This window comes from Oceanirhabdus sp. W0125-5, assembly GCF_027938815.1.
Classification (GTDB): domain Bacteria; phylum Bacillota; class Clostridia; order Clostridiales; family Clostridiaceae; genus Oceanirhabdus.
In genome coordinates, this window is the sequence record NZ_CP115913.1 from 491,526 (window position 1) to 516,562 (window position 25,037).

General features: G+C 28.1%; 31 protein-coding genes. 13 read left to right on the forward strand and 18 right to left on the reverse strand.

The window, feature by feature from the left end:
• The first annotated feature begins 2 nt into the window (after window positions 1–2).
• The 4 genes from fabZ to OW730_RS02465 all read left to right on the forward strand — a co-directional run bounded on the left by fabZ (window position 3) and on the right by OW730_RS02465 (window position 3,908).
• Window positions 3–440 (forward strand): 3-hydroxyacyl-ACP dehydratase FabZ, encoded by a 438-nt coding sequence (fabZ, locus tag OW730_RS02450; RefSeq protein WP_271227507.1) that lies wholly within the window; start codon window positions 3–5, stop codon window positions 438–440.
• Between the two features lie 3 nt (window positions 441–443).
• Window positions 444–1,793: an acetyl-CoA carboxylase biotin carboxylase subunit gene (locus OW730_RS02455; protein WP_271227508.1), complete on the forward strand. Its 1,350-nt coding sequence runs from the start codon at window positions 444–446 to the stop codon at window positions 1,791–1,793.
• A gap of 142 nt (window positions 1,794–1,935) precedes the next feature.
• On the forward strand, window positions 1,936–2,856 hold the full coding sequence (accD, locus tag OW730_RS02460; protein WP_271227509.1) for an acetyl-CoA carboxylase, carboxyltransferase subunit beta: 921 nt from the start codon (window positions 1,936–1,938) through the stop codon (window positions 2,854–2,856).
• A gap of 44 nt (window positions 2,857–2,900) precedes the next feature.
• Complete coding sequence (locus tag OW730_RS02465) at window positions 2,901–3,908, forward strand: acetyl-CoA carboxylase carboxyltransferase subunit alpha (protein ID WP_271227510.1); 1,008 nt, start codon at window positions 2,901–2,903, stop codon at window positions 3,906–3,908.
• A gap of 47 nt (window positions 3,909–3,955) precedes the next feature.
• Here OW730_RS02465 and OW730_RS02470 read toward each other — a convergent pair whose 3' ends face one another.
• The 13 genes from OW730_RS02470 to OW730_RS26900 form a co-directional block, all read right to left on the reverse strand.
• Window positions 3,956–4,198, reverse strand: a complete 243-nt coding sequence (locus OW730_RS02470; RefSeq protein ID WP_271227511.1) for a DUF2442 domain-containing protein — start codon at window positions 4,196–4,198, stop codon at window positions 3,956–3,958.
• Between the two features lie 14 nt (window positions 4,199–4,212).
• Window positions 4,213–4,479, reverse strand: a complete 267-nt coding sequence (locus tag OW730_RS02475) for a DUF4160 domain-containing protein (protein ID WP_271227512.1) — start codon at window positions 4,477–4,479, stop codon at window positions 4,213–4,215.
• A 158-nt stretch (window positions 4,480–4,637) separates the two neighbouring features.
• Window positions 4,638–4,784 carry a hypothetical protein gene (locus OW730_RS02480; RefSeq protein ID WP_271227513.1) on the reverse strand — a complete coding sequence of 49 codons (147 nt, stop codon included), beginning with the start codon at window positions 4,782–4,784 and terminating at the stop codon, window positions 4,638–4,640.
• Between the two features lie 54 nt (window positions 4,785–4,838).
• Window positions 4,839–5,000: a hypothetical protein gene (locus OW730_RS02485; protein ID WP_271227514.1), complete on the reverse strand. Its 162-nt coding sequence runs from the start codon at window positions 4,998–5,000 to the stop codon at window positions 4,839–4,841.
• 38 nt (window positions 5,001–5,038) lie between these two features.
• Window positions 5,039–5,383: a hypothetical protein gene (locus OW730_RS02490; protein WP_271227515.1), complete on the reverse strand. Its 345-nt coding sequence runs from the start codon at window positions 5,381–5,383 to the stop codon at window positions 5,039–5,041.
• A gap of 71 nt (window positions 5,384–5,454) precedes the next feature.
• Entirely contained in the window at window positions 5,455–5,613 is a 159-nt protein-coding gene (locus tag OW730_RS02495) for a hypothetical protein (RefSeq protein WP_271227516.1), read from the reverse strand.
• A 226-nt stretch (window positions 5,614–5,839) separates the two neighbouring features.
• Entirely contained in the window at window positions 5,840–6,001 is a 162-nt protein-coding gene (locus tag OW730_RS02500) for a hypothetical protein (RefSeq protein ID WP_271227517.1), read from the reverse strand.
• 204 nt (window positions 6,002–6,205) lie between these two features.
• Window positions 6,206–6,484: a hypothetical protein gene (locus tag OW730_RS02505; protein ID WP_271227518.1), complete on the reverse strand. Its 279-nt coding sequence runs from the start codon at window positions 6,482–6,484 to the stop codon at window positions 6,206–6,208.
• Window positions 6,485–6,506: 22 nt separating this feature from the next.
• Window positions 6,507–6,815, reverse strand: a complete 309-nt coding sequence (locus tag OW730_RS02510; protein ID WP_271227519.1) for a hypothetical protein — start codon at window positions 6,813–6,815, stop codon at window positions 6,507–6,509.
• An 817-nt stretch (window positions 6,816–7,632) separates the two neighbouring features.
• Window positions 7,633–8,478 carry a CPBP family intramembrane glutamic endopeptidase gene (locus OW730_RS02515; protein ID WP_271227520.1) on the reverse strand — a complete coding sequence of 282 codons (846 nt, stop codon included), beginning with the start codon at window positions 8,476–8,478 and terminating at the stop codon, window positions 7,633–7,635.
• A 34-nt stretch (window positions 8,479–8,512) separates the two neighbouring features.
• Window positions 8,513–9,082, reverse strand: a complete 570-nt coding sequence (locus OW730_RS02520; protein WP_271227521.1) for a DUF3267 domain-containing protein — start codon at window positions 9,080–9,082, stop codon at window positions 8,513–8,515.
• 168 nt (window positions 9,083–9,250) lie between these two features.
• Window positions 9,251–9,559, reverse strand: coding sequence for a hypothetical protein (locus OW730_RS02525; RefSeq protein ID WP_271227522.1), 309 nt, complete (start codon window positions 9,557–9,559; stop codon window positions 9,251–9,253).
• 372 nt (window positions 9,560–9,931) lie between these two features.
• Window positions 9,932–10,411 (reverse strand): lysostaphin resistance A-like protein, encoded by a 480-nt coding sequence (locus OW730_RS26900; protein ID WP_442945427.1) that lies wholly within the window; start codon window positions 10,409–10,411, stop codon window positions 9,932–9,934.
• A gap of 287 nt (window positions 10,412–10,698) precedes the next feature.
• Here OW730_RS26900 and OW730_RS02530 point away from each other — a divergent pair, with 287 nt between their 5' ends.
• Both OW730_RS02530 and OW730_RS02535 read left to right on the forward strand, forming a co-directional pair.
• Window positions 10,699–10,839, forward strand: a complete 141-nt coding sequence (locus OW730_RS02530) for a hypothetical protein (RefSeq protein ID WP_271227523.1) — start codon at window positions 10,699–10,701, stop codon at window positions 10,837–10,839.
• A 75-nt stretch (window positions 10,840–10,914) separates the two neighbouring features.
• Window positions 10,915–11,127 carry a hypothetical protein gene (locus tag OW730_RS02535; protein WP_271227524.1) on the forward strand — a complete coding sequence of 71 codons (213 nt, stop codon included), beginning with the start codon at window positions 10,915–10,917 and terminating at the stop codon, window positions 11,125–11,127.
• A gap of 1,058 nt (window positions 11,128–12,185) precedes the next feature.
• Here the strand turns inward: OW730_RS02535 and OW730_RS02540 are convergent.
• From OW730_RS02540 to OW730_RS02550, 3 genes are all read right to left on the reverse strand, one after another.
• On the reverse strand, window positions 12,186–12,386 hold the full coding sequence (locus OW730_RS02540) for a bacteriocin (protein ID WP_271227525.1): 201 nt from the start codon (window positions 12,384–12,386) through the stop codon (window positions 12,186–12,188).
• A gap of 36 nt (window positions 12,387–12,422) precedes the next feature.
• The gene (locus OW730_RS02545; protein ID WP_271227526.1) at window positions 12,423–12,641 is read right to left on the reverse strand and encodes a hypothetical protein; all 219 of its coding nucleotides are present in this window, start codon (window positions 12,639–12,641) and stop codon (window positions 12,423–12,425) included.
• Between the two features lie 63 nt (window positions 12,642–12,704).
• Window positions 12,705–13,178 (reverse strand): AraC family transcriptional regulator, encoded by a 474-nt coding sequence (locus OW730_RS02550; RefSeq protein WP_271227527.1) that lies wholly within the window; start codon window positions 13,176–13,178, stop codon window positions 12,705–12,707.
• A 188-nt stretch (window positions 13,179–13,366) separates the two neighbouring features.
• On the opposite strand from OW730_RS02550, the gene OW730_RS02555 reads away from it, so the two are divergent.
• From OW730_RS02555 to OW730_RS02570, 4 genes are all read left to right on the forward strand, one after another.
• Window positions 13,367–15,688: a peptidase domain-containing ABC transporter gene (locus tag OW730_RS02555; RefSeq protein WP_271227528.1), complete on the forward strand. Its 2,322-nt coding sequence runs from the start codon at window positions 13,367–13,369 to the stop codon at window positions 15,686–15,688.
• Window positions 15,689–18,136 (forward strand): HlyD family efflux transporter periplasmic adaptor subunit, encoded by a 2,448-nt coding sequence (locus OW730_RS02560; protein ID WP_271227529.1) that lies wholly within the window; start codon window positions 15,689–15,691, stop codon window positions 18,134–18,136.
• Between the two features lie 156 nt (window positions 18,137–18,292).
• Window positions 18,293–18,949 (forward strand): hypothetical protein, encoded by a 657-nt coding sequence (locus tag OW730_RS02565; RefSeq protein ID WP_271227530.1) that lies wholly within the window; start codon window positions 18,293–18,295, stop codon window positions 18,947–18,949.
• A gap of 387 nt (window positions 18,950–19,336) precedes the next feature.
• Window positions 19,337–20,731 (forward strand): ATP-binding protein, encoded by a 1,395-nt coding sequence (locus OW730_RS02570; RefSeq protein WP_271227531.1) that lies wholly within the window; start codon window positions 19,337–19,339, stop codon window positions 20,729–20,731.
• Between the two features lie 60 nt (window positions 20,732–20,791).
• On the opposite strand, the gene OW730_RS02575 is transcribed toward OW730_RS02570, so the two are convergent.
• Window positions 20,792–21,412 (reverse strand): amidase domain-containing protein, encoded by a 621-nt coding sequence (locus tag OW730_RS02575; protein WP_271227532.1) that lies wholly within the window; start codon window positions 21,410–21,412, stop codon window positions 20,792–20,794.
• Window positions 21,413–21,737: 325 nt separating this feature from the next.
• Between OW730_RS02575 and OW730_RS02580 the strand changes: the two genes are divergently transcribed.
• The gene (locus OW730_RS02580) at window positions 21,738–22,043 is read left to right on the forward strand and encodes a hypothetical protein (protein ID WP_271227533.1); all 306 of its coding nucleotides are present in this window, start codon (window positions 21,738–21,740) and stop codon (window positions 22,041–22,043) included.
• Between the two features lie 351 nt (window positions 22,044–22,394).
• The gene (locus OW730_RS02585; RefSeq protein WP_271227534.1) at window positions 22,395–23,258 is read left to right on the forward strand and encodes a methionyl aminopeptidase; all 864 of its coding nucleotides are present in this window, start codon (window positions 22,395–22,397) and stop codon (window positions 23,256–23,258) included.
• A gap of 43 nt (window positions 23,259–23,301) precedes the next feature.
• Here OW730_RS02585 and OW730_RS26905 read toward each other — a convergent pair whose 3' ends face one another.
• Window positions 23,302–23,655: a protease inhibitor I42 family protein gene (locus OW730_RS26905; protein WP_442945398.1), complete on the reverse strand. Its 354-nt coding sequence runs from the start codon at window positions 23,653–23,655 to the stop codon at window positions 23,302–23,304.
• A gap of 109 nt (window positions 23,656–23,764) precedes the next feature.
• Between OW730_RS26905 and OW730_RS02590 the strand changes: the two genes are divergently transcribed.
• Window positions 23,765–24,961 (forward strand): hypothetical protein, encoded by a 1,197-nt coding sequence (locus OW730_RS02590; RefSeq protein ID WP_271227535.1) that lies wholly within the window; start codon window positions 23,765–23,767, stop codon window positions 24,959–24,961.
• Window positions 24,962–25,037 lie beyond the last annotated feature (76 nt).

The window sequence follows — 25,037 nt, forward strand, 5'->3', positions numbered from 1 at the left end:
CAATGGGTAATAAGAGATTAGATGTAAAAGAAATTATGGAAATAATACCACATAGATATCCATTTCTATTTGTAGATTATATAGAGGAATTAGAAGAAGGTAAAAGTGCTGTAGGATATAAGAATGTAACTATGAATGAACACTTTTTCCAAGGTCATTTCCCAGGTGAACCAGTTATGCCTGGAGTTATAATGATAGAGGCTTTAGCTCAGGTAGGAGCAGTTGCATTATTAAGTTTAGATGAGTTTAAAGGTAAAATTGCTTACTTTGGCGGAATAAGAAAAGCTAAATTCAGAAGAAAGGTTACTCCTGGAGATACACTTAAGCTTGAAGTTGAGATTATAAATAGAAAAGGGCCAGCTGGAATCGGGAAGGCTATTGCTAGTGTTAATGGAGAGACTGCAGTTGAAGCTGAACTTATTTTCGCAGTAGGGGTGTAGGATATGTTTAAAAAAGTTTTAATAGCAAATAGAGGAGAAATTGCAGTTAGAGTTATTAGAGCTTGTAGAGAGCTTGGGATAAAATCTGTTGCAATATATTCAACTGCTGATGAAGATGCTCTGCACACACAATTAGCTGATGAGGCGGTATGTGTAGGTGGACCAAAGTCAGCAGATAGTTATTTAAATGTTAAGAACATAATAAGTGCTGCAGTTTTAACAGGTGCTGAAGCAATTCATCCAGGGTTTGGATTTTTATCTGAAAATGCTAATTTTGCAGAGATATGCAGAAACTGTAATATAAACTTCATAGGACCTACTCCAGAGACTATTACAAGAATGGGAAATAAATCTAACGCTAGAGATATTATGATAGCAGCTGGTGTACCTGTAATTCCAGGTAGTGATGGAGTTGTTGAAAATGAAGAGCAAGCTAAGGAAAATGCTAAGAGAATAGGATATCCAGTAATAGTAAAAGCATCAGCTGGTGGTGGCGGTAGAGGAATAAGAATAGTTAGATCAGAAGATGAACTAGCTAATGCATTCAATACAGCTAAAAGAGAAGCTGAAATAGCTTTTGGTGATGGAACAATGTATATGGAGAAATTCATAGAGAATCCTAGACACGTTGAGATTCAACTTCTTGGTGATAAACATGGAAATGTTATTCATCTAGGGGAGAGAGATTGTTCTATTCAAAGAAGAAATCAGAAGATTATTGAAGAGGCTCCTTGTGGAGTAGTTACTGAAGAATTAAGAAAGAAAATGGGTGATGTAGCTGTAAAGGCTGCTAAAGCTGTTGAATATGAAAATGCAGGAACGATTGAATTCCTATTAGATAAACATGGTGATTTCTATTTCATGGAGATGAACACAAGAATACAGGTGGAACATCCAATTACTGAGATGATTACCGGTGTTGATATAGTTAAAGAGCAATTAAAGGTAGCATATGGTGAAGAGCTTAAGATAAAACAAGAAGATGTGAAGATTAAGGGGCATGCTATTGAGTGTAGAATAAATGCAGAGGATCCTGAGAGAAACTTCATGCCTTCACCAGGAACAGTAGAAATCTTGAATTATCCAGGTGGATATGGGGTAAGATTAGATAGCGCTATGTATAATGGATATACTATACCACCAACATACGATTCTATGGTTGGTAAGCTTATTGTACATGGTGAAGATAGAGATGAAGCTATCAACCGTATGAAAAGAGCTCTTGAAGAGTTTGTTCTTAAAGGAATCAAGACTAATATTGATTTCCACGTAAAGATTCTAAATGACAAAGACTATACTGAGAACAATCTAGATACAGGATACCTTGCTAGATTTATGTCTAAAGAGATTTAAATTTGATAAGTTGGTTAGAAAATATTAAATTTCAAGGTGTACTTTAATAATGGAGAATTGAGAATGGAGAATGATGGAGATTTCACTCTCAACTCTCAATTCTCAACTACGCATGTAGTGCGTGCAAAAGGTTGGTGATTATATGGGAATTAAGAAGTTATTTAAGAAGAAAAGTAAATATATTGAACTTACAACTGTTGAAGCAGTATCAGAGAAGATTCTGCTTAACGAGGAACGTGGTAATATTACTCAAGATACTACCATTGATGAAAATGCTCCGTCAATACCTGAGGGTATGTGGCAAAAATGCAAAAAGTGTGGAACAATTCTTTATAATAAAGATTTAGATAAGAATCTTATGGTGTGTAAAGAGTGTGACCATCATATGAGAGTTAACAGTAGAAAAAGAATTGAAATGGTAATAGATAAGGGAACATTTGTTGAATTAGATAAAGATATGATAAGTAAGAATCCTCTTTCATATGAAGGATATGAAGATAAAGTAGGAGCATACAGCGAGAAAACTGGTGAGAATGAAGCTGTGGTAACTGGTGTGGGATTCATAAATGGTGTTAAAGCTGTAATAGGAGTTATGAATTCAGGATTTATGATGGGAAGCATGGGTAGCGTTGTAGGTGAAAAGGTTACAAGAGCTATAGAATATGCAACTGAGAATAAACTTCCAGTGATTATGTTTACAGCATCAGGTGGAGCTAGAATGCAGGAGGGGATGTTCTCTCTTATGCAGATGGCAAAAACAAGTGCAGCAGTGAGTAAACATGGTGAGGCAGGTCAATTGTATATAACTGTTTTAACTGATCCAACAACTGGAGGAGTTACAGCGAGTTTTGCAATGCAGGGAGATATAATCTTAAGTGAACCAAAGGCTCTTATAGGATTTGCAGGTAAGAGAGTTATTGAGCAAACTATAAAGCAAAAGCTTCCAGAAGAATTCCAGAGTGCTGAATTCTTATTAGAAAAAGGCTTCATTGACAAAATTGTTGATAGAAGAAAGATGAAAGAAACTTTAGGAAAGATTCTTAAAATGCATGCAGATATCTAAGCTCACTAATAGATTTATACATTGGTTTAAGGTTTGCTGAGATTATGGAACATGTAAAATCAAAGTTCGCTAAAAGATATCTAAAGCTAGAGGTAGGTGATAGTGTGGTACTTGATTTTGAAAAGAAATTATATGATCTTAGAGATAAAATAGATGAATTAAAGAAAGTTTCTGAAGAACAAGGGCTAGATCTAAGTGCAGAGATAGAACTTATGGAAAAGAGACTTGATTCTATGAAGGAAGATGTCTATACAAAACTATCTGCTTGGCAGAAGGTTAAAATCGCTCGATTAAATGAGAGACCTACAGCTATGGAATATATTGAAGAGGTTTTCGATGATTTTATAGAACTTCATGGAGATAGAGGATATGCTGATGACCATGCAATCGTGGGGGGATTAGCTACTCTAAATGGAATTAATGTAACTGTAATCGGAATACAAAAAGGAAGAGATACTAAAGAGAATATTTATAGAAACTTTGGTATGCCTCATCCAGAAGGATATAGAAAAGCCCTAAGACTAATGAAACAGGCTGAAAAGTTTAATAGACCTGTTATATGTCTTGTTGATACTCCAGGCGCTTATTGTGGAATAGGTGCTGAGGAAAGAGGTCAAGGGGAAGCTATAGCTAGAAACTTAATGGAAATGGCTAATCTAAAAACGCCTATAGTTTCAATTATAATAGGAGAAGGTGGAAGTGGTGGTGCATTAGCACTAGCTGTTGCAGATGAAGTTTGGATGCTTGAGCATTCAATCTATTCAATTCTTTCACCAGAAGGATTTGCATCTATATTATTTAAAGATGCAACAAGAGCATCAGAAGCTGCAGAAACAATGAAAATCACATCTGAGGAATTATTAAATTTCGGAATCATAGATAGAATTATTAAAGAACCTTTAGGTGGGGCTCATAAAGATAAGTCTGCAGTATGTGAAAAAATGAAAGCAAACCTTGTTGAAACAGTAACAAGATTACAGATGGAAACAATGGATAGCTTACTTACTAAGAGATATAGTAAGTTTAGGCAAATGGGCGAGTTCTTCGAATAATGTATAATTTTTACCATAATATATGAAGCCGTAGTTCTTTTGGAGAGCTACGGCTTATATACTGTACTTTCTTCATAAAGAACTTCTGGGTCAATATCTGCTTCATTACTCCATTCTATACTATCATAACTAATTCTAACTGTTTTAAATACATTTTCATCCTTTAATTCTTTAAATATACCTTTACTTAAATATGGGTTCATATCAAAAATTCTTTTTTCTCCGTTTTCAAAAGTTAAGAGTAATTTATAGTCTTTTAATGGTTTTACCTCAACAATAGAGAAATACATAGGGTACTAACCTCCTATTTTAATGGTTCTATTTTAAATGGTAATTCACTATTCATGGCTAAAGTCCAATCTGCAAGCAGTTCTTCTTTTCTTAACTCCGCCCAAGCTAAGACTAATTTGAGTTGTTTTTTAGGAAGATTTCCTTCTATTAATTCACATGTATTTATGTCAATAATTGCCTTACAATCCTGATAATATGCATGAAAATGTGCAGGGTTATGCTCTTTAGGTGCACAATACATTCTAATAATTATTCCATAAAACATACTTATAGTTGGCATTTAATCATCATTTCTAGTAGGTTATTCATTTCTATTACATTTTGATTATCATTTATCTTAATTTTACCACTATAAAACTATAGTTTCAATTATAATAGGAAAAGGTGGAAGATGTGGCGCTCATAAAGATAACGCAGCAGTATGTGAGAAAATGTTTATTACTTAGTATATAGATATAAAAAGCCACCTAAGCTGATAATAGAAACTATAAAAGGTAATATTGATAAAAGTAATGATGATCGTTTAAATCTAAAAATACCTATGCCTAAAAAAAGTATAGACATCATTAGAAAAGTAAATTTCATTATAAATTCCTCCTTTAAATATTATGGAGTAATGGGATTAACATGTCCACACCATTAAGAAAAACTTTTCAAAATTGCAAATATAAAAGAAATTATAATTCGAACTAGTTCTTTTCCCATTTGATAAACAAAACCTACTATAAGTAATGCTATTAGTACAAATAATATTTTAGTAATGAAATGTTTATTAGGATTCTTAATTATTTTATTTTTCATTTTCTAATTTCCTTTCTTTAAGTATTTAATAAGTTATTTCAATCACGTTTTGTGATAAATACTAATGTAATCCAAGGACCTACTGTCATTCCAGTCCATATCATTCTTTTATAAAATGTATCAGTATCTAATATACTTTTATCAATTAATAGCACTATAATTACACTTAATATTACAATGGGAATAATTATAAAAAAGATATTTTTAAGAATAGAAATATTATATTTTATAATCATTGGCTTAATTACGAAATGTCCTATAAACCCTAAAACAATCAGGTATATAATAGTGGCAATGGATCCGTAAACATACATCTTATCATTTGGGGATTGCATTGCTATCTTTAACATCTCAAGAAAATTTCCTAAACACAGGATATTCATTATAAAAATACCTCCATTTTATAGTATATTTTTATCACTTAAATTCCAGTAGAATGTGAGTAAGTTTGATATTAGTTGTTATTCTTTTTAGTATCAATTTTAAGGGTAAGTATAGATAAAATTGATACTGTAAAATAGAAGAATGATGAAGAAGGTTGATTTAAGCCAAATAGTCTATGTATACCCAGCAGAGCAAAGCAAATAGCAAATACTAAAGATAAAGGTTTCATATAAATCCTCCTAGGCTTGTCTTATATTTTAATCATCTATAGATTCAGGTAGATTATTATTTAAATAATCTATTACTTTTACTATATAATTTATTTATTTTTATGGCTCTGTTTAAAAATAATGTTGATATTGTAATTTACAATAAAAAGAAACACTTAGACTAAAATCTAGGGGTTTAGATAGTAGTATTTTGTTACAATATAGAGTAATTTTGTGTATAAAGACTTATTTTTTAGACTTGATATATTCTATAGATATAAAATAACCTAAGCCTGCTAGTCCAAATAATAGTGCTTTAAAAAATCCGCTAATATTTAAACTTTCTGTCAACAAAAAAATCATAGCAAATACTATTATCAAAATAAATCCGATTATTGCTCCTAACATAATATGTTTTCTCAATTCATACACCCTTTTTCTTTTTAGTTTAAAGCAAATAAATTATACTATATTGCACCAATCTCTTACGTCACAATAGAATACATTACGAAACATTATAACATAATTTTATTTTATTTTGTAAATTATGGATTATTTAATATGATACAAGTTCAAATGGCGTACGGTAATGCATTTATTTCAACATTTCTTTTAAATAGAGCTATTTTTATCACTTATTAATTTGCTATAACGATGATTAGATAGAAGAACTAGTCCTAATGGAATTACTATTACCTGTGGAATACATGTATCAAAATTAGTGAAAAAAAGAATTAATATACATATAAAGGAACAACTTATACAAACAATAAAAATATACAAGCCTTTACTTAATTTTGATCGTATTTTACTTCTTAATCCAGTAAATTCTTCTAAAACTAATTGATAAATTATAAATAATATACAAGCAAGTATAAAGTTTTTAAACATTAAAGACCTCCTCCTTGTGATTTTATGATTTTACTCTAACGTACTTTTCACCAAAACCCAAGAACAGTGGGAAGAGTAAAGTAACAAAACATGCTAATAGAAAAAAATCTGTATTAACTAATGTTCCTAGTATTCCTATGATAATTATGTATGATGAATATAAGAAACCTAATACTTTCTGAAGTTTTAAAAAGTTCTTTTCGTCCATGACTTCATATTTAGATTGAGGATAAAAGATTTCAGCAACTTTAACTTTGTTTCTATTTTTATATGTATAGATTAAACCTGAAATTCCGAAAATTACACTAATTGTTCCTAATAATATATTCATTAAATAATACCTCCTTATAAAGAATAAAGAATATATAGTTTATTAACTTGGGTTAATGAACTTTTGGGTTATACGTATATTTAATATTGCTTATACATGTTTGAATTTCATTCTTAAATACATCCAGAATATTAATGTATATAATGGGAAGTAAAAAAACGGTAACAAATCACTAATGATAGACCAATATAGAATAAGTGGTAAATTAATAATTATATATATTAAATATATATTCATAAAGAATTTAATTTTTTTGTCACTATAGAAATCTTTAATTAAATATAGAAAAACATTGAATATTGCTAAGAGAACAGAAAAATAAGCAAAATCTGAAGGGTCTTTTTTTAATAACATATGTATTGTAAAAAGAACAGAAAAGCTTAAAAAAGCATATGCAATAATTAATATTAGATTTGTTTTTTTGTTTTAGTATTTAATAAATTCATTTGATAGACCTACTTTCTTTCTTATTTAAATAATCTATCACTACATAAGTTAAACATATAGTTATAATAAAAATTAGTGAACTTAGCTTATCAATAACACTTCCAGTAAAAGCAAGATATAAGTAAGGTATAGAAAATAATATAAAAAATATGGTATAGAATTTTACTATTGATTTGAATTTGGAACTTTTATATGAATTCATCATTATAATTGGAATTAATATAAAACCACAATTGATCACACCTAATTTAGGATAGTTGTGCGTTATTAAACTATAAATTGATAATCCTACACTTAATAGGAAAGGTATACATACAATATATACTATGAAATTGGGTTTTTTGTATAATGTCTTCAATAGAATCATCTCCTAAAATTCGAATTTATCATTAAGTTTATGAATATTGCTTGTACCATTATAATTAGAAAATAATATAAATAACCAACCAACAATTAAGCAGCTAACACCTAATATATTAAACCACAGAGGTTGAAATTCAACCATTTGAGAATCAATATTAAATCCTTGTATTTTAATATTAAAAATGTATTTTAGTATCCTTGGAAATCCATTATACAGGGAATGGATTAATATACAAGGAATTATTGAATTAAACTTTATCATTGTCCATCCTATAAATAATCCAACAATAACTGCTGGAATAAAAACATATATGTTTAAATGAAACAATGCAAATAAAATTGCTGATACAAACACAGCAGTTTTTTTATTATAAGTTCTTAAAAGACCACGTAAAATTACTCCTCTAAAAAATATTTCTTCAGATATTGGTGCGAAAAAAACAGTAGCAACAATTGAGCCTAATAAGCTTATATTTCCTCCAAATACATTTTTATTATATACATAACTTTCACTATCTAAAGGAAAAGCTACTTCAATATAATTACTTAATTCGGTAAAAATAATTCTCATACCAATAGTAATAAATAACATAGATAGTATCATGAATATATTACAATTTATCTTTTTAAATATATTTTTAATTTCAAAATTATCTTTTCTGCAGACATAATTTATTATAATAATAAAAGAAGTTATATTAATAAAAATTCTTATGAAGGGATTACTAATGTCAATAGTACTTTGGGTTAAAATTATTCTAACTATAATATCAATAGTAATGTTTAAAAGTATAAATAGTGCAACAATACATATTGAGTGTATTATTGAAAAATCTTTTGTTTTTTTATGCATTTTAATTCTCCTATTTTATGAATCGAATTACATATTAATTTGATACAATTACAAAACCTATTTTGGTAGGGTGACTTTTAACTAAAATTTTAGGGTTGAGAGCTCTTGTCATCCATATAATTGCAAAGTCTCCAAGACCACAACAGATCATTACCAGTCCCCACCCTACTAAATAAATGCTACCTATTGTCATACCGATTATTGTTGGAATTATTCCTAAAATTAACACAGGTAATACTGAAACAATTCTGAACTGAATTACATTTAAAATTGAATCACAATCAGTATACGGTGTGAAATATTTATAGTTAATACCGAATTTTACTTCAGACCAGGGTACATGTGCGAATACTATAAAACCAAGCCCATGTAATAGTTCATGAACAATAGTAAAGGCAATGAATGTAAGAAGGCATAGCAATTTATTATTATCAAAATAGTAAAAAAAAGTCTCCCAAAAAGGTTTATCCCAAATCATTGAGTATAAAGTACCAATAATAGCATAGATAATTATTGAGAATAAAATTGAAGTAATAATTATACTTCTTTTAGACATTGTCAATTCATCACTTATAGTACAGTTAATAATTTCTTGTTTTTTCATAGATAATCTCCTTTTGCATTTATTCTTTAGTTTTTTAGAGTATATATATGAGTTTATAACATTTAGTAAGTTGAAATAAAAATAGTATAAAGAAGGCGTAATCTCTCTTTGTTAGAACTTTTGGGGTCATTAACACATTAAACTCTCTTCTTATGAATTAACTGAATACTAATCTAGTTCAGTATTTATTAATTTATTTTTTTCTTTATTCCATGCTTTTTCATTTCTTTTCCATTCGCTTCTTCCTATAATCAACCACCCAATAACTACAAAAACTATAACTCTTCCTATAATACCGCCATAAAAGTTAGTTTGATATAAAACATTTAATGTGAATTCTTTATCGAAAATTCTTGAAAAAACTTCTGCACAGATACCAGCAGGAAGTGCAAATCCCAGTAAGATATATATTAAAAAATATTTAAGTTTGCCTTTTTCTCTTATCTTACTCCATCTTTCATATTCCTTCTTTTTCATTCTAATTCTCCTTCTTTTAATAATTATGCTCGTCTTTAGTTTATCCAACATAATTAGCTTATTTTTAGCATAAATCTATTTCATTTGTGTTTAATTGGTGAATTTAGCTATGTACAATTTTAAGAAAAACTTCTGAAAATCTCAAAGCAAGCTGAAACGATACTTCGACCTAGTTCTTTTCCCATTTGATAAACTAAACCGACAATAATTAGTGCTATTAGTATAAATACTATTTTAATAATGATATGTGTATCAGGATCATTGATTTTATGTATAAAGTTATCTATCATTTTTCTAGTCTCCTTTCTTTAAGTTTTTAATGAGTTATTCAATCACTCTTTGTGATAAATACAAAATAATTAAACAACATACTTACATTTCATTAAACTTTGTTTTGTTTGTTTTAAGAATAAAAATAAAAGAAATAATACAAATAACTATAGATGAATATAAAGTAAAATAAAAGACTGTGTTAGGTAAATTAATTAAAAGAGTTATGCCTACTGTCCCTACAAAATTACAAACTATATGCATTAATATAGGTGAAATTATACTATTTGTTTTTAAATAAATTAGAACATAAATTATTGCACTTATAAATGTATATATACTTTGAGTTATATTTCCGTGTATTATAGAAAATATAAGTGCTTGCAATATAATAGCTAATATTAAATTAGTATGTTTCTTGATACTATTAAAAATAAGTCCACGAAACAATATTTCCTCAAATATAGGAAATACTATGATTACTTGAAACAACCCCAAATAAGAATTGCTTGAATTTTGTATTCGGGTAATTACTTGGTCGTAGTGCGATTCAATATTTAAATTATAAAATAAAGTATTCATGATATATACTAAACGGGATTTTAATAATGCAAATGTTAGTGAAAATATAATAATTAATATTACATTTCTAAAACTTAATTTATTAAACTTGCAGAATGAAGCTAGATTTTCACTTTTTCTTTTCAATAATAAGTGATATATCCAGATTGTTATTATTAGTGCGACAGTGGTAAGTATTGTTTTAGTATCTCGAGTTAACTCTTTCTCAGGTATAAAAATAGCAGCAATAAATGTTATAGAAAACCAAATTATAAACCATATAAATATATAATTTATAGGTTGTCTTAATGATTTTAAAATTTTCAATATTATCAACTCCTTGTGATATGTGTCAATTAACGCTAGTGGATGTAATTTTAAGAAGTATAAAAGAACTTAAGTTCAAATTAAAAGGTGTATTGTTGATTTTTGAAAAAAATAACAATTAATCAAACCTCTCTATGATTATTACATATGCAGATAAAGTCTAGATGATTAAGTATTCAATCAATTGAATTAGTTCATTGGAGGTATTTGCCTCTATATTATTTAAAGATGCAACAAGAGCATCAGAAACTGCAGAAACAATAAAAATAACATTTGAGGTAGTATTAAATTTAGGAATTATAGATATGATTATTATAGAGCCACTAGGTGGTGTATATAAAGATAAATTAGAAGTATGTGAGAAGATAAGAACTGATTTTGATGAAACAGTAACAAGATTACAGATGTAAACTACAGATAGATTATTTACTAAGAGATATAAGAAGTTTAGGCAAATGGGCGAGTTTACAGAATAATAATTAAAGCTGGAGCTCTTTTTAGGGCTGTGGTTTCAATTATTGTAAGGTTGTATTCTTTGTTTATTTATCAAACTTTCATATTAACTAAATAAAATAATTAATTTATCTTATAAATTTATTATTAAGGTTTAAATGCAAGGAACATCAATTAATACAAATAATATGAATGCAAATATTGGTTTTACTAAATAAAAGAAATAGAAGAGAATTTTTATATAATTAGTCTTATTATTTTCTATTCAGCTTTAATTCAAAACCTAGAAGTTTTTAAGGACAACGCTTGAACTATTATAACACAAAAACATCACTTTCCTTAAAAAGCACTATTTGTATACTCATCTATTGAATTATATTCAAAATATACATTAATTTATTTTCCATTTAAGTAGAAATTCTGACTTCTTTGAGGGAGCATTTTATGCCATATTAATCAAACTTATCTACTCTCTTTATTTTTTAAACTCACGATACCAGAAGAAATATACTACACTTGATACTAAATATAATATGAGAAATAATAATTCCTTTATAGTATAACCATATTTAAAAATAGCTATAGATTGCCATAGCGTGCCTATACTAAATATTATATATAGAACGAATAATATTTTACGCATCATACACCTCCAGATGAAATTTAAAACTAATGTATACACACTCTAAACTACATTGTTCTAGAGAATCGTTTGAACCGAATAAAACAATTAGTTCTTCGTATTATACTAGTCAATTTAAAATAAAAAACAAGTCAATTTTATTGTGCTTTTATAAGGTAAATTATAAAAGCTTTTAATTTTATTTAACATGAAACCATAAAGTTTTCTATTCAGAACAGATAAATCTAATTTTAAAATAAGACATTCTAAATATTAAAAGCTTCTACTTGAAAACGTTCATTCTCAAGTAGAAACTTCATATGCTGAAACCTTTCTAGCTCATGTAAAAGTTTCAACATTTAATAAAAAATTGAATATTGAATACTATATATTTTATGGTGTATCTTTTGATGCTTCGTCTTTATAACCAGATACAGCACCTTTTCCAATGTTATATACGCCCCATATAGCAGCACCAGCGCTTATAACCTTACCAATACCAATAAGGATAGGTATTACGACTGCGCCTCCATTTATTTCATTCATTTCATTTTCATTAAGATTTGTAAAATTATTATTTAATTTATAACTCATAATACTAGTTCCTCCTCTTTTTAAAATATAATACTATTAAGGTATTTCAACCATATCTTCCCAATTAGATCCTTTTCCCTTAGACTGCACATCTTGAGTCATTGGTCCAAGTGGCTGGTTGGTAAAATCCTCTTTAACACGATAAGCAACACGACCAAGCCAAACACCAAATTCATAAAGAGCATCTTCATAATAGCTAGCTTTGTCCTCACCACCAGAAACCTCTAATAATTCAAGTTCATTCAATTCTTTCATACTAAAACCTCCTAGTTTTATTTGTTTTATTTATATAAATTTGGCCAAAAATTTATAACAAAATTATATTATACATGGGTTTACCCCAATATAAACATCAATAATTACTTCATCCAATTTAGATGGATCAGTTACTTCATTAACTGGTATATTGTAACCAGAAGTGATTGGTTGAAGTCTATTTTCCTGTATAAATGTATTTAATTGATTATAAGTATTTTGTATTAAGTTAGGATTGCCATTATGTCTAATACACAATGCATTAACTAAATGAAATACTTTTTTAAAACTATATTCTTTTGGTAGTTCAACCTCTTTATCAAGAGGGATTAGAAATTCTGAATCCATAACTTGTTGACCATCAATTAATTCTACTGAGAAAGTAGTACTAATTATTGGTCCATTTTTTTTAACGCCAAGGTCTTTAAGAACTTGACCAATTTTCATCATTTCATTAGTAAGTTCCTGTTGAGTCATTTTTCCTCTAAAGGAAAGTAGATTTTCGAATTTTATTTCTTGATTTTCTCTTATATTCACAACCAACACTCCTAATTAGTTAAATATATACAAATAATGCACTTCTTTTCAAAAAAAGCTTAGGTAAATTATACATTTAACAATAAAATTTGTCAAATACTATTTTTATTTTACAAATATTTTAATTTAATCCTTGTAAAAATATTCTTTGTTTTATATAATTATATAACCGAGGGGGTAATATACATATGAAGAATATATTTAAAAAATATGTTTGTATACGGCAGCATGATATTAAAGATTGTGGGGCAGCATGTTTAGCTACAATCTCAAAACAATATGGGCTGAAGATACCTATATCAAAGATTAGAGAGGTTGCTGGAACTGATAAACAGGGAACAAGTGCTTATGGATTAATCAAAGCAGCAGAACAATTAGGATTCTCAGCTAAAGGGGTAAAAGCAAATGAGAAAGAGGATATATTCTCAGAATTTCCATTACCAGCCATAGCACATGTAATTATAGATGGCAAATTACTACATTATGTAGTTATACATGAAATATCTAAAAGTAAAATTATAATTTCAGACCCAGCAAAAGGTATTGTTAAATATGATCCAGAGGAATTTTTTAAGATATGGACAGGAATCCTGATTTTTATGGTTCCTAGTGAAACATTTAAAAAGGGTAACGAGACAAAAGGACTATTTTCAAGATTTTTTCATTTAATGATTCCACAGAAAAAATTGATACTTAATGTTTTTTTAGGATCTATACTTCTTACCTTACTAGGAATAATGGGTTCTTTTTATTTTAAATTTATAATTGACGATATATTACCCTATGGATTAGAAAAGACCTTGCATATTTTATCAATAGGATTTGTTGTTCTCACTATATTTAAAATAGTGATTAATGCATTCAGAACACAGTTATTGATTTACTTAGGGCAGAAGATTGATATCCCACTGATGCTTGGATATTATAACCATGTAGTTGAACTACCTATGAGTTTTTTTGGAACAAGGGAAACTGGAGAGATAATCTCTAGATTTAATGATGCATCTAAAATAAGGGATGCGTTATCTAGTGCAACATTGACTATAATGATTGATAGTATAATGGTTGTGGTTGGAGGAGCTATACTGTATTTTCAGAATAGTATGATGTTTTTCCTTACACTAATACCATTGATTTTTTATGGAATAATTGTATTTGCATTTAATAAGCCTTTAGAGAACGTAAATAGAAAGACAATGGAGAATAATGCAAAGTTAACATCTTATCTAGTAGAATCATTGAATGGAATTGAAACAGTTAAGGCATTTAATGCTGAGAGAAGTGTTAATTTGGAAACTGAAAAAAGATTTGTTGGTTTACTTAGAAGCGTGTTTAAAAATGGTGGTATAAACAATGCTCAATCATCACTTAAAGGGTTAACGAGAGCAGTTTTTGGAATATGTATTCTTTGGATTGGAAGTTATCAGGTTATGAATGGAAAGTTATCTATTGGACAACTTCTAGCCTTTAATGCATTACTTGCATATTTCTTAAATCCAATTGAGAATTTAATAAACTTACAGCCACAGTTGAAATCAGCGAAGGTTGCGGCAGAGAGATTAGGTGAGATATTAGATTTAGAACTTGAAAAAAGTGAAAATGAAGATAAGAAGATAAATCCTAAAACTCTTAAAGGGGATATTAACTTTAAGAATTTATCCTTCAGATATGGAACAAGACAGCTTATATTAGAAGACTTGAATCTTCATATAAAACAAGGAGAGAAAATTGCACTTGTAGGGGAGAGTGGATCAGGAAAAACAACATTGGTAAAGCTCTTATTGAATTTCTATAAGTGTGAAAAAGGTGAAATTCTAATTAATGATTGTAATATTCAGGACATAAATATTGAATCTCTAAGAGATAGGATTTCATATATTTCTCAAGAGTTGTTCATGTTTAAAGGAACTATAAAGGAAAATTTAGAGTTTGGAAACGACGAACTTGATATGGAAGATATAGTTGAAGCTTGTAAAAAAGCAAAAATTCACGAATACATAAACAGCCAACCAACAAGATATAGCACAATGGTTGAAGAAAACGGAGCAAACCTTTCAGGAGGACAGAAGCAGAGACTTGCAATAGCAAGAGCAATATTAAGAAAGCCAGACATATTAATAATGGACGAGGCAACAAGTAGTTTGGATTCAGTAACTGAAAAAGCTATAGAAAAGACAATGTATGAATTTAGTGAAAACATAACAACTATTATGATTGCTCATAGATTAAGTACCATAATGAGATGTGACAAAATCTATGTTATGGAAAAAGGAAAGATACTTGAAGCAGGAACACATGATGAATTAATAAATAAAAGAGGTCATTACTTTAATCTATGGAAAGATCAACTTCCAGAGAACGGGACCATAGAAAAAGCAATGGAAGAGGTTGCAGCTACTGAGGAGAGTAATAGTATTCCAATAGGTATACCAAGTATGCCGATAATACCAACTGGTCACATCTTTCCAACAAATCAGTTAACGCAAACTGAGAGTAAGGAGGAGGAATAGATGAAGAATATAATTCAAAACATTAATGAACTATCTGATAGTAGAGAAGTTCTTGAATCCAAACCTCATCCTTTTACTGCAATTTTTATTTATATAGTAATATCTCTATTAGTTGTTGGAATTGCTTGGTCATATTTTGGGGAATTAGATATAGTAGTTAAAGCTAATGGAATTGTTAGACCTACAGAAAATATCAGGGATATAACCAGCAAGGTTATGGGTAGGATAGATGAGGAATTTATTCAAGAAGGAAAGTTAGTAAAGAAAGATGAGACTTTATTTGTAGTAAATCATGACCTTCTTGATGTTAAAAAAGATTCTATAGAGAATGAGTTATCTAAGATTCAGAAAGAAATTGATAATTTAAAAATCCTTAAAAAAAGTATAGAAGATAAACAAAACTATTTTAATAGTGAAGAAGAGTCAGAGTATTATAGCAAGTACCAAAAATTCAATGCTGAATATTCAAAGTTAGTAGCTGAGATAAATAAGGTTAATGTTGAATCAAGCAAAGGTATTTTAAATAATGATATTTCTTACTTGGAGATTAATAAAAATATTAAAGAGTATGAGAAGGATATAGAAGGTTATAGATTATTAAAAGAGTCAATTTTACAAGGTAAAAATTTATTTGGAGATGTTGAGGGCGATAATATCTATTATATGCAGTACATTGATTATATAAATAACATGGAAAAGTTAAATCAAAATCTCGAGAATAATAAGCTTGCTGCTAAAGATTTAGAAGATAAAGAAAAGCAAGTTGGAGATGATGCAGGAATAGGATTGGAACAGCTTCAGATAAAGCTTGAGAATTATAATAAAGAGTTGGAAAAATATAAAAACTCTTATATGTCAGATCTTAAGAAAATACTAAAAGATAATGCAGAGCTTGTTATCGAACTAGGGTATGAGATAAGCTCATTAAATAGTCAAAAGAGTGTTGTAACAGAAGAACTAAAATATTTAAACAAGCTTAAAGGATCAATAAAGGATAATAAAAATTGTTTTGATTCAAATGACAGCAATTACAAGAATCAAAAGTACCTTAATAGTTATTATCAGTACAAGGACCAGGTTAAAATTTATGAGGATAATATTAAAAATTTAGAGGTTCAGAAGACAGCCTTAGAAAATGAGATTTTAGATATAAATAATGCTATCTCTAATCTGCAAAACACTATAAATTCATTAATAGATCAGAAAAATACGGCTTTAGCAGAAGGGGATACTGATAAAGCAGAGAGTATTCAAGGGGAGATAGATACAAAAGGAAATGAAAAAAATAATAAGAATATAGAGTTACAGCAAAAAAATAGTGAATTAGATACTATTAAAAAGAATATTAATAGTAATCAAGCACAATTTGATAAAATAAAGAATCTGAATCTAGACAACGTAAGTACATTAATAAATGAACAAAAAAGATTAGAAGATAGTTATAATGGTCAGTTAAACAGTAAGTATAACAAACAGATGAGAACTATGGATGACAACAGTGGTTGGACAAAACTTGAGAATAGCATAAAGGATGATAAAAACTATTTTGATGAAGGTGATGAAGTATTCTTACTTAAGTATAAGAATTACCTTATTGAGATTGAAAAGTACAAAAATAGTATAAATGATGTTCTACTTCAAATAAAAAGTCTAGAGATGGATATGGATCAATCAACAATTTCAAATAATAATAAGAAACAAGAAATTGATATTGCTGAAAGAAAGATAAAGAATGAAATAGAACAATATAAGAATAAATTATTTTTAGAAATTGATACAAAAATCAAGGACCTAAATAACACTATTGAAAAATACAATCTAGATAAAGAAAGATTAAACAATAATAATGAGGTGTATTCAGCTAATCATGCTTATACATCAACTCTTATAAATCAGTTTATTATGGATAACATTGTTGCGATTGATAATTCAATAAAATCAAATGAAGATCAAAAGTTAGCATATGAGAAGGAACTTGAAAATGTTCAGTTAGCTATAGAAGACTATATAGTAAAGAGTCCTATAGAAGGAAAAATAAGTACTGTTAGAGATATAAACAGTAAAGAGTTAGTTAACGTTGGAGAACAAATAGTATCTATAATATCTGAAGAAAATCCTTATTATAAGGTTGAAATATTCTTATCTAATAAAGATATTTCAAAAATTAATACTGGAGATAAAATTAAATTTAGCTTTGATGCACTTTCATATAAAGAATTTGGATATATAGAAGGTGAAATCACTTCTATAGGAATAAATTCAATAGTTGATAAGAACAGTGGAATCAGCTACTATCCTGTACAAGCTAAAGTTAAAAATATACCTATATATAGCTATAAAGGTAATAAGGAAGAAATAAAAGTTGGTATGACTTGTAGAGCTCAGATTATTACAGATGAGAAGAAGATACTGTATTGGCTATTAGAGAAGATAAATCTAAGAGATTAGAAATGCTCACATTAATATTAAAATATTAGATTATGTGAAATTATTTACCAAATCTTTTAAAAAGTACTTGCAAAATAATGGAACTAAATATATAATAATAAATAGTACTACAATAAGTGGTATTTGAGACTATTTAATGATTTTAGGAGGAAAATTATGAAAAGAATTAAAAAGGTAATGGTGCTTTTAATGGCATTATGCTTATTATTAGCTGTAGGGTGTGGAAATAAAAAGGAACTAACATTAGGAGAAACAAAGGATAATGTTTATACTAATGAGTACTTTGGATTAGAAGCTAAGCTTCCAGAAGGATGGGTTAACCTGGATAGAGAGACTATTGATGAGATAAACAAAGCAGGAAATGAATTAGTAGCAAATGGAGATGAAAAGAAGAAAGAGCAGCTTGATAAATTAAGTGAAAAAAAAGCACTTACATTCTTAATGCAATATAAGTATGAATTGGGGTCTGTAACATTGAACCCAGGATTAACAATAACATCTGAGAAATTATCATTTTTACAGGGTATAAATAGTGGTGAAAAGTATTTAGGAATCATACAAGAACAACTTAAAGGATTAGAAGCTGTTCCATATACTGTTTCTGATGAAATAGTTACAAAATCAATAAATGATGTAGAGTGGTCTTTATTAGAAGCCAGCATTGACTTAGGAAATGGTTCAGTATATAAGCAAGAATTCTATTGTGTATTAAGAGAAGGATATGCTGTACTTGTTAATGCAAATTATACTGATGAAGATGGAAAAGAAGAAATGGAACAATTCATTCAAGGATTAAAAATTAATAAAAAGTAGATATAAAAAGTTATGCTTTAGATAATATCTAAAGCATAACTTTTTTATGTATAAGTATTTTATGCAGTGTCAAATGTCGAATTGGTAATAATTAAATATTTAAAAATATTAAATTTAATTTAATAATTGACTTAATATAGAATTATTGATATAATTTATATAATTCTTTTATACTAAAGCCTTCTACAAAATTTTAAATCAATCGGCCAAATTGATGTTAGAAAAAGTCTTGTAGAGGCTTTTTTATTTTTTTAGTAATTTTTTTATATACATTAATTAATATAAAACTTCTAAAAGTTATATTTTAAATTATTATAATTTAGAGTATAACTTTTATATATAATTGGATATAATATATATATATGATTTTTTAAGGAGCTAGATAACATGAAAAAGTTTGTTAATAGGCATGATGAACTGAAATTTTTAAATAAAGAATATAGTAAGAAAAATGCTAGTTTGATAGTTATATATGGAAGAAGAAGGATAGGAAAGACTTCTTTGATTAAGGAGTTTATAAAGGATAAAAAGAGTATATATTTTTTAGGAACTGAAGAAAGTGAAAGAGAGAATATTAAATCTTTTCAAAAGTTAAGTGGAGAATGTATAGAAAGTGACTTACTTAAAGGTAATAATATATTATCGTGGGAAGATATTTTTACAATGATAACTGAGCATAAGAAAGAAGAAAAAAAAGTTATTATAATTGATGAATTTCAATATATATGCAGAACTAATAAAGCATTTCCATCAGTATTTCAAAAGATATGGGACAACATACTCTCAGATAACAATATAATGGTTATACTTTGCGGATCATTGATAAGTATGATGGAGCAATTAACTCTTTCCTATTCAAGTCCTCTTTATGGAAGAAGAACAGGCCAAATAAAGATGAAACAGATTAAATTCAATTATTATAATGAATTCTTTAACAATAAAACAAGAGATGAACTGATTCAATTATATTCCATTACAGGAGGAGTACCTAAATATATAGAGTTATTTGAAGATATGGACAATGTCTTTGATGCAATAGAAGAAAACATATTAAGCAAACAGAGTTTTCTTTATGAAGAGCCTGTATTTTTATTAGAAAAAGAAGTAGGGGAAGTAGGTAGTTATTTCTCAATAATAAAGACAATAGCAGCTGGCAATCATAAACTTGGAAAAATTGCTACTGATTTAGGTGTAAATCAAAGTAAGCTTACTAAATATTTAAGCACCCTTAGCAACTTAGATATATTAGAAAGGCAAGTACCTATAACTGAAAGTAATCCAGAAAAGAGCAAGATGGGTTTATATTTTATTAAGGACAATTTCATTGAATTTTGGTTTAAGTTTATATATCCATATAGAAGTTATATAGAGATTGACGATATAGAGTACGTAAAAAAGAGAATTAAAGATAACTTCATTCACAATCATGTGAGTTTCAAATATGAGGATATATGTTTAGAAGATTTGTGGTTCATGAGTAAACAAGATAAATTGCCTTTCAGGATAATGAAGGCAGGACGATGGTGGAATAATAATGATGAGATAGATATAGTGGCAATTAATGAAGAAGAGAAGTCCATAATTTTTGGTGAATGTAAATATCTTGAAAGAGCGGTTGATATAAATATATATTATAAACTTAAAGATAAGAGTAAGTCAGTTAAATGGAATAATTCAAATCGAAAAGAATATTTTATGATCTTTAGTAGGAATGGATTTACAAAAGAAATTAGACAATTATCAAAGGATTTAAATGGAAAGTTACTTCTTATAGAAGGATAAAATAGAAGCAAATACGTTTATCTTACAAACTATAAAAGCCATGGTAAGCATACCATGGCTTTAAATTTCTATTTTATAAAGACAAATCAACGTAAATTCCCTATCTTGAACATTACGCATATATTTATGAAGTGAAACATTTACCCTATCTTTAGAATGTTGAGCAACAAAGAGGTTAGTATATGGAAACTCATCAGTAACCATTTTATTATGAATAACTTGGGTATGGTAAGGATGAGGATCTTTTTTTAAGTTGATATATTGAACTACATCTCCAATTGATAATTTATCGTAAATTCTCTTTGTGAAGTCAACTATGGCTTTTTCAATTGGAATCTCTTCATAATAAGCAGCTCTATAGTTTTTAGTATATGGGTTTGCCCAATGCATTCTGAAATAACGGGCACTGCGCCAACTTAGAGATATTTTTGTAAGATTACTTGGATTTGTAGATTTACAAAACCAAGAGTTAGCAGAAGACCATAAGCCATATTTTTGAGAAAGTCCACCTGCGTATATTGATTGAGATATAAAATTTGTACAGTCGTTCTCTTTAAAATAAGGAAAAGCAGGATTTTTAGATAATGCATATTTTTCAACATAAAGTTTAACTTTATCCCTATCATAGTAATTTGACCTTAAGGGGTTTAATGAGAGTAATATATTTGAAAAGTTATCCACAATATCAACACCTAAAATAGTTACATATAAGTGTATAAAAAAAAAGGCATAGATATGCCTTAAAATCAAAAAAAGTAGACATGTTAGCAAGAGAGGGATTGAACGATGCTTACATGTCGTCAACAAATTATCCACAAATTATCCACAATAATATATATATTCTACCATATGTTAAAAAATCCTTCTTTTTATAAAAAAAAACATTAAAAAAGCATTAAAAAAACATTAACAGAAAATTTGTTCGCTAAAATTATCCAAAACATATTGACATCTGAACAAGTGTTCGGTATTATATAAATATATCAAACAGAAGGAGTTGCCACATATGAATAATAATGCCTTATTAGTTAGAATTAATTATATTTCAGAAGACTCAATAGGAATAGACTCAATAAACAGTTCATATAAAGCACATGTAGTAAGAAATGAGAAAACAGAAGAGAATAAGAAATATATGTTATGTGGTGGCATAATAAATAAAAGAGGCGGAACTATAATCTATAATGCTAGAACTAAAGAAGAAGCTAAAGAGATTGCTGCGAACAACATGATGACAAATCATGAGCATAGAAGATATAGAGAAGTTAAAAGAGATATAGTTACAATACCAAGCAGATTAATAAACGCTTAATAACAATGATATTAAAATTTATTTATAAAAAATATATATAAGAAATAAATTTTAGTTATAAATATTCAATAAATACATATAAATACATATATAGGTTTTTAAGAAAACTAAATTTATGCACACTCAAAATTCAAAAAAACACTGAGATTTTGAGTATACATAAATTAAGTTATACTATAAAAACCTTGCATAAGTATTTTATAAAAGATAACACTAAACAAAACTCAACTCATTGGACCGAAAGGTCCATTTTTTTTTCTATAGTGATAATAGTAATTCTATAAGGTATAATAGGTATAGAGACTTTTAAATCTATTGGAGGTGAACCTAGTCAAAAGTGGCTAGAGCAATATGAGAAGAATAAATAGAAATGATGAATGTTGGTGTGGAAGTGGGAAGAAGTATAAGAGATGCCACATGGAACAGGATGAAGCCTTAAGAAAATTAGGTAATGAATTAGGTATGAAGATACCAAGAGATATCATTAAAACTCCTGAACAGATAGAGGGAATAAGAAAAAGTGGTGAAATAACAAGAGGAATATTTGACTTAGTTGAGAAGAATATAAAGGCTGGAATGACAACTGATGAGATAAACACATTAGTGCATGAGTATACAATTAATCATGATGCTATACCAGCTCCACTTAATTATGGAGGATTTCCAAAGAGCGTATGTACATCTATAAATGAGGTGGTATGTCATGGAATTCCTAGTGATAGAAAACTTGAAGAGGGAGATATAATAAATGTTGATGTAACAACAATAAAAGATGGATATTTCTCTGATTCAAGTAGAATGTATATAATTGGTGAGGCTAAAAAAGAAGCAGTAGAGCTAGTTGAAGCGGCTAAAGAAGCACTTCAAGTTGGAATGGATGCTGTTAAACCATATGGATTTGTGGGTGATATTGGAGAGGCTATACAGACATATGCTCAGTCAAAGGGATATTCAGTAGTTTATGAATATGGAGGACATGGTATAGGAGTTAAGTTCCATGAAGATCCATATGTATCTCATGTAGGTAAAAAAGGTGAGGGAATGATTCTTTTACCAGGTATGGTATTTACTATAGAGCCTATGTTAAATCAGGGCAGACCAGAAACAAGAACATTAAAAGATGATTGGACTGCTGTAACTAGAGATGGAAAATTATCTGCTCAGTGGGAGCATACAATTGTTGTTACTGAAGATGGATATCAAATCTTGACTTAATTAATAAGGGACAGTTCTCAATATTTTAAAGTGAGAGTTGTCCCTAAATTATTGTTATATAGTATATTAATTTTTCAACTGAGGAATTTACACCCTCCCAAGAACGATAAAGATTAAAGTGGAGAGTAATTTTCCCATAGTAGAAGGTTCTAAATTTCCAAAGAACAATTCGTTTCCTACCAAATATATGAGTAGGTGCAAGATCAAATGTCTTTTTTGTAATCAAATCTGTAAGATCCCTATCGTAATTACTTAAATGCCATCGAAAACTTGAGAAATGGTTTTCTTTTAACTCAATCACGAAATCTTCTCCAAGTTTAAGGGAATAAGGAATGAATGGCAGAATGCTAATAGTTCCTCTTTTAACTTTTAAATATTTCTCACACAAAAAAATCACTACCTTATGGAAATATATCAGAAAATTGTGTTTCAATAAATATTTTATGCGGAATGTAAATAAAAGTTACTAATATATATATAGTATAACAGTTTGAAGAGGTTTAATTATGAAGATAGATTATACTGTATATCCTGAAAATGGAGCAATATTACATGAAGACAATCTCAAAGTAGGGGTTAATTTCAAGAACTACAAAGATATAAATATATCGTCTTTACGTATGAGTATAAATAATAAACATATTAATTCATTACTCAGTAAAGAAGGGATTTATTATAATAATTCAACAACAAAGATATATGGTTTAAATAGGATAAAGATAGAGGGAAGAAGTAAACGAGGAAAGAAAATTGAAATTAAATGGGGCTTTACTTTATTAAAAAAAGAATTAAGTTTAAAATCTGTAGCTATAAGATGTATTGATATAAGTAATAAAAAGATTGAAGCAGCTTATACAAATAAACTAATTAATAATACAGGGATAAAGATGTATTCTATGGAACAACTTAATAAAACATCTCTAGTAGGAGAAAAGGGCTATAGGTGCAGAGAATTATCAACAATAGAATATTTAAGGATAAAGTGGGAAGGGAGAAGAAATGTACATAGTGTTGAGGGGTATATATTTGGTTATGTTAAAGAAGACCTTAGAAGATATACTGAATATAATTTAAGAGTAGCTAATAAGTATATTGAGGATTATAAAATTGATGATAATAGTGAGCTTAATATACCAATAATTAAAATAAATCGAATAAAACACTTAAGCAAATATTTAAGAAGAAACAAGAGTTTTTCAGGATATATTGTGATAAATTTAGAAGATGGGATATGTAAATTTATTGAAGAATATAGTAAGGGATTAGATGAGGGCAATAAAGTAGGAGTATGGGGATTAGAATCAAGCCCTGAGGAGTTAAGAAAAACAACTTTAATAGGGAAGAATGCCAGTAACACTTTTTATGAAGGCTTTTTGAATAAGAGGACAGTGGTAAGTAATATTGAAAAGTATTCATTTGAAGTATTTATTAATGGAAGGACGATAGGGGAAAGTGTAATCCCAAAGTTTAAAAATTCACTGAGTCTTTCTATTAATATTATGGATAAAAAAAGTGGAATTGAAGAAATAAGTGTAATAGCAGGAAAACAAAATAATATATTTCAGAGAGAGTATAATGGAGAACATTCTATTTTTATAAATGAAAATATCAATATGGATCAATTGAACTATATATTTATTTATATAAAATGTAAAAATAATGGGTGGATTATTTCATCACCTATATATGTTAAAAAAATATAATTTAACCTTTTCTTAACTTTTTAATGAGTTTTTACGTTTATAATCTATATAGATAAATTAATATATGAAAGGGGTA

Bases quoted from the DNA above. Each gene is read 5' to 3' on its own strand.
- OW730_RS02500 (WP_271227517.1), bottom strand. From the start codon at position 6,001: ATGTTAGGAGCAATAATCGGATTTATTTTGATAATAGTATTTGCTATG.
- OW730_RS02495 (WP_271227516.1), bottom strand. From the start codon at position 5,613: ATGAAACCTTTATCTTTAGTATTTGCTATTTGCTTTGCTCTGCTGGGT.
- OW730_RS02480 (WP_271227513.1), bottom strand. From the start codon at position 4,784: ATGAAATTTACTTTTCTAATGATGTCTATACTTTTTTTAGGCATAGGT.
- OW730_RS02515 (WP_271227520.1), bottom strand. From the start codon at position 8,478: ATGCATAAAAAAACAAAAGATTTTTCAATAATACACTCAATATGTATT.
- OW730_RS02470 (WP_271227511.1), bottom strand. From the start codon at position 4,198: ATGTATTTCTCTATTGTTGAGGTAAAACCATTAAAAGACTATAAATTA.
- OW730_RS02455 (WP_271227508.1), top strand. From the start codon at position 444: ATGTTTAAAAAAGTTTTAATAGCAAATAGAGGAGAAATTGCAGTTAGA.
- OW730_RS02505 (WP_271227518.1), bottom strand. From the start codon at position 6,484: ATGTTTAAAAACTTTATACTTGCTTGTATATTATTTATAATTTATCAA.
- OW730_RS02485 (WP_271227514.1), bottom strand. From the start codon at position 5,000: ATGAAAAATAAAATAATTAAGAATCCTAATAAACATTTCATTACTAAA.
- OW730_RS02465 (WP_271227510.1), top strand. From the start codon at position 2,901: ATGGAACATGTAAAATCAAAGTTCGCTAAAAGATATCTAAAGCTAGAG.
- OW730_RS02545 (WP_271227526.1), bottom strand. From the start codon at position 12,641: ATGAAAGAATTGAATGAACTTGAATTATTAGAGGTTTCTGGTGGTGAG.
- OW730_RS02590 (WP_271227535.1), top strand. From the start codon at position 23,765: ATGAAGATAGATTATACTGTATATCCTGAAAATGGAGCAATATTACAT.
- OW730_RS02580 (WP_271227533.1), top strand. From the start codon at position 21,738: ATGAATAATAATGCCTTATTAGTTAGAATTAATTATATTTCAGAAGAC.
- fabZ (WP_271227507.1), top strand. From the start codon at position 3: ATGGGTAATAAGAGATTAGATGTAAAAGAAATTATGGAAATAATACCA.
- OW730_RS02520 (WP_271227521.1), bottom strand. From the start codon at position 9,082: ATGAAAAAACAAGAAATTATTAACTGTACTATAAGTGATGAATTGACA.
- OW730_RS02525 (WP_271227522.1), bottom strand. From the start codon at position 9,559: ATGAAAAAGAAGGAATATGAAAGATGGAGTAAGATAAGAGAAAAAGGC.
- OW730_RS02560 (WP_271227529.1), top strand. From the start codon at position 15,689: ATGAAGAATATAATTCAAAACATTAATGAACTATCTGATAGTAGAGAA.
- OW730_RS02555 (WP_271227528.1), top strand. From the start codon at position 13,367: ATGAAGAATATATTTAAAAAATATGTTTGTATACGGCAGCATGATATT.
- OW730_RS02510 (WP_271227519.1), bottom strand. From the start codon at position 6,815: ATGAATATATTATTAGGAACAATTAGTGTAATTTTCGGAATTTCAGGT.
- OW730_RS02570 (WP_271227531.1), top strand. From the start codon at position 19,337: ATGAAAAAGTTTGTTAATAGGCATGATGAACTGAAATTTTTAAATAAA.
- OW730_RS02540 (WP_271227525.1), bottom strand. From the start codon at position 12,386: ATGAGTTATAAATTAAATAATAATTTTACAAATCTTAATGAAAATGAA.
- OW730_RS02490 (WP_271227515.1), bottom strand. From the start codon at position 5,383: ATGAATATCCTGTGTTTAGGAAATTTTCTTGAGATGTTAAAGATAGCA.
- accD (WP_271227509.1), top strand. From the start codon at position 1,936: ATGGGAATTAAGAAGTTATTTAAGAAGAAAAGTAAATATATTGAACTT.
- OW730_RS02565 (WP_271227530.1), top strand. From the start codon at position 18,293: ATGAAAAGAATTAAAAAGGTAATGGTGCTTTTAATGGCATTATGCTTA.
- OW730_RS02530 (WP_271227523.1), top strand. From the start codon at position 10,699: ATGATTTTAAAATTTTCAATATTATCAACTCCTTGTGATATGTGTCAA.
- OW730_RS02475 (WP_271227512.1), bottom strand. From the start codon at position 4,479: ATGCCAACTATAAGTATGTTTTATGGAATAATTATTAGAATGTATTGT.
- OW730_RS02585 (WP_271227534.1), top strand. From the start codon at position 22,395: ATGAGAAGAATAAATAGAAATGATGAATGTTGGTGTGGAAGTGGGAAG.
- OW730_RS26900 (WP_442945427.1), bottom strand. From the start codon at position 10,411: ATGAATACTTTATTTTATAATTTAAATATTGAATCGCACTACGACCAA.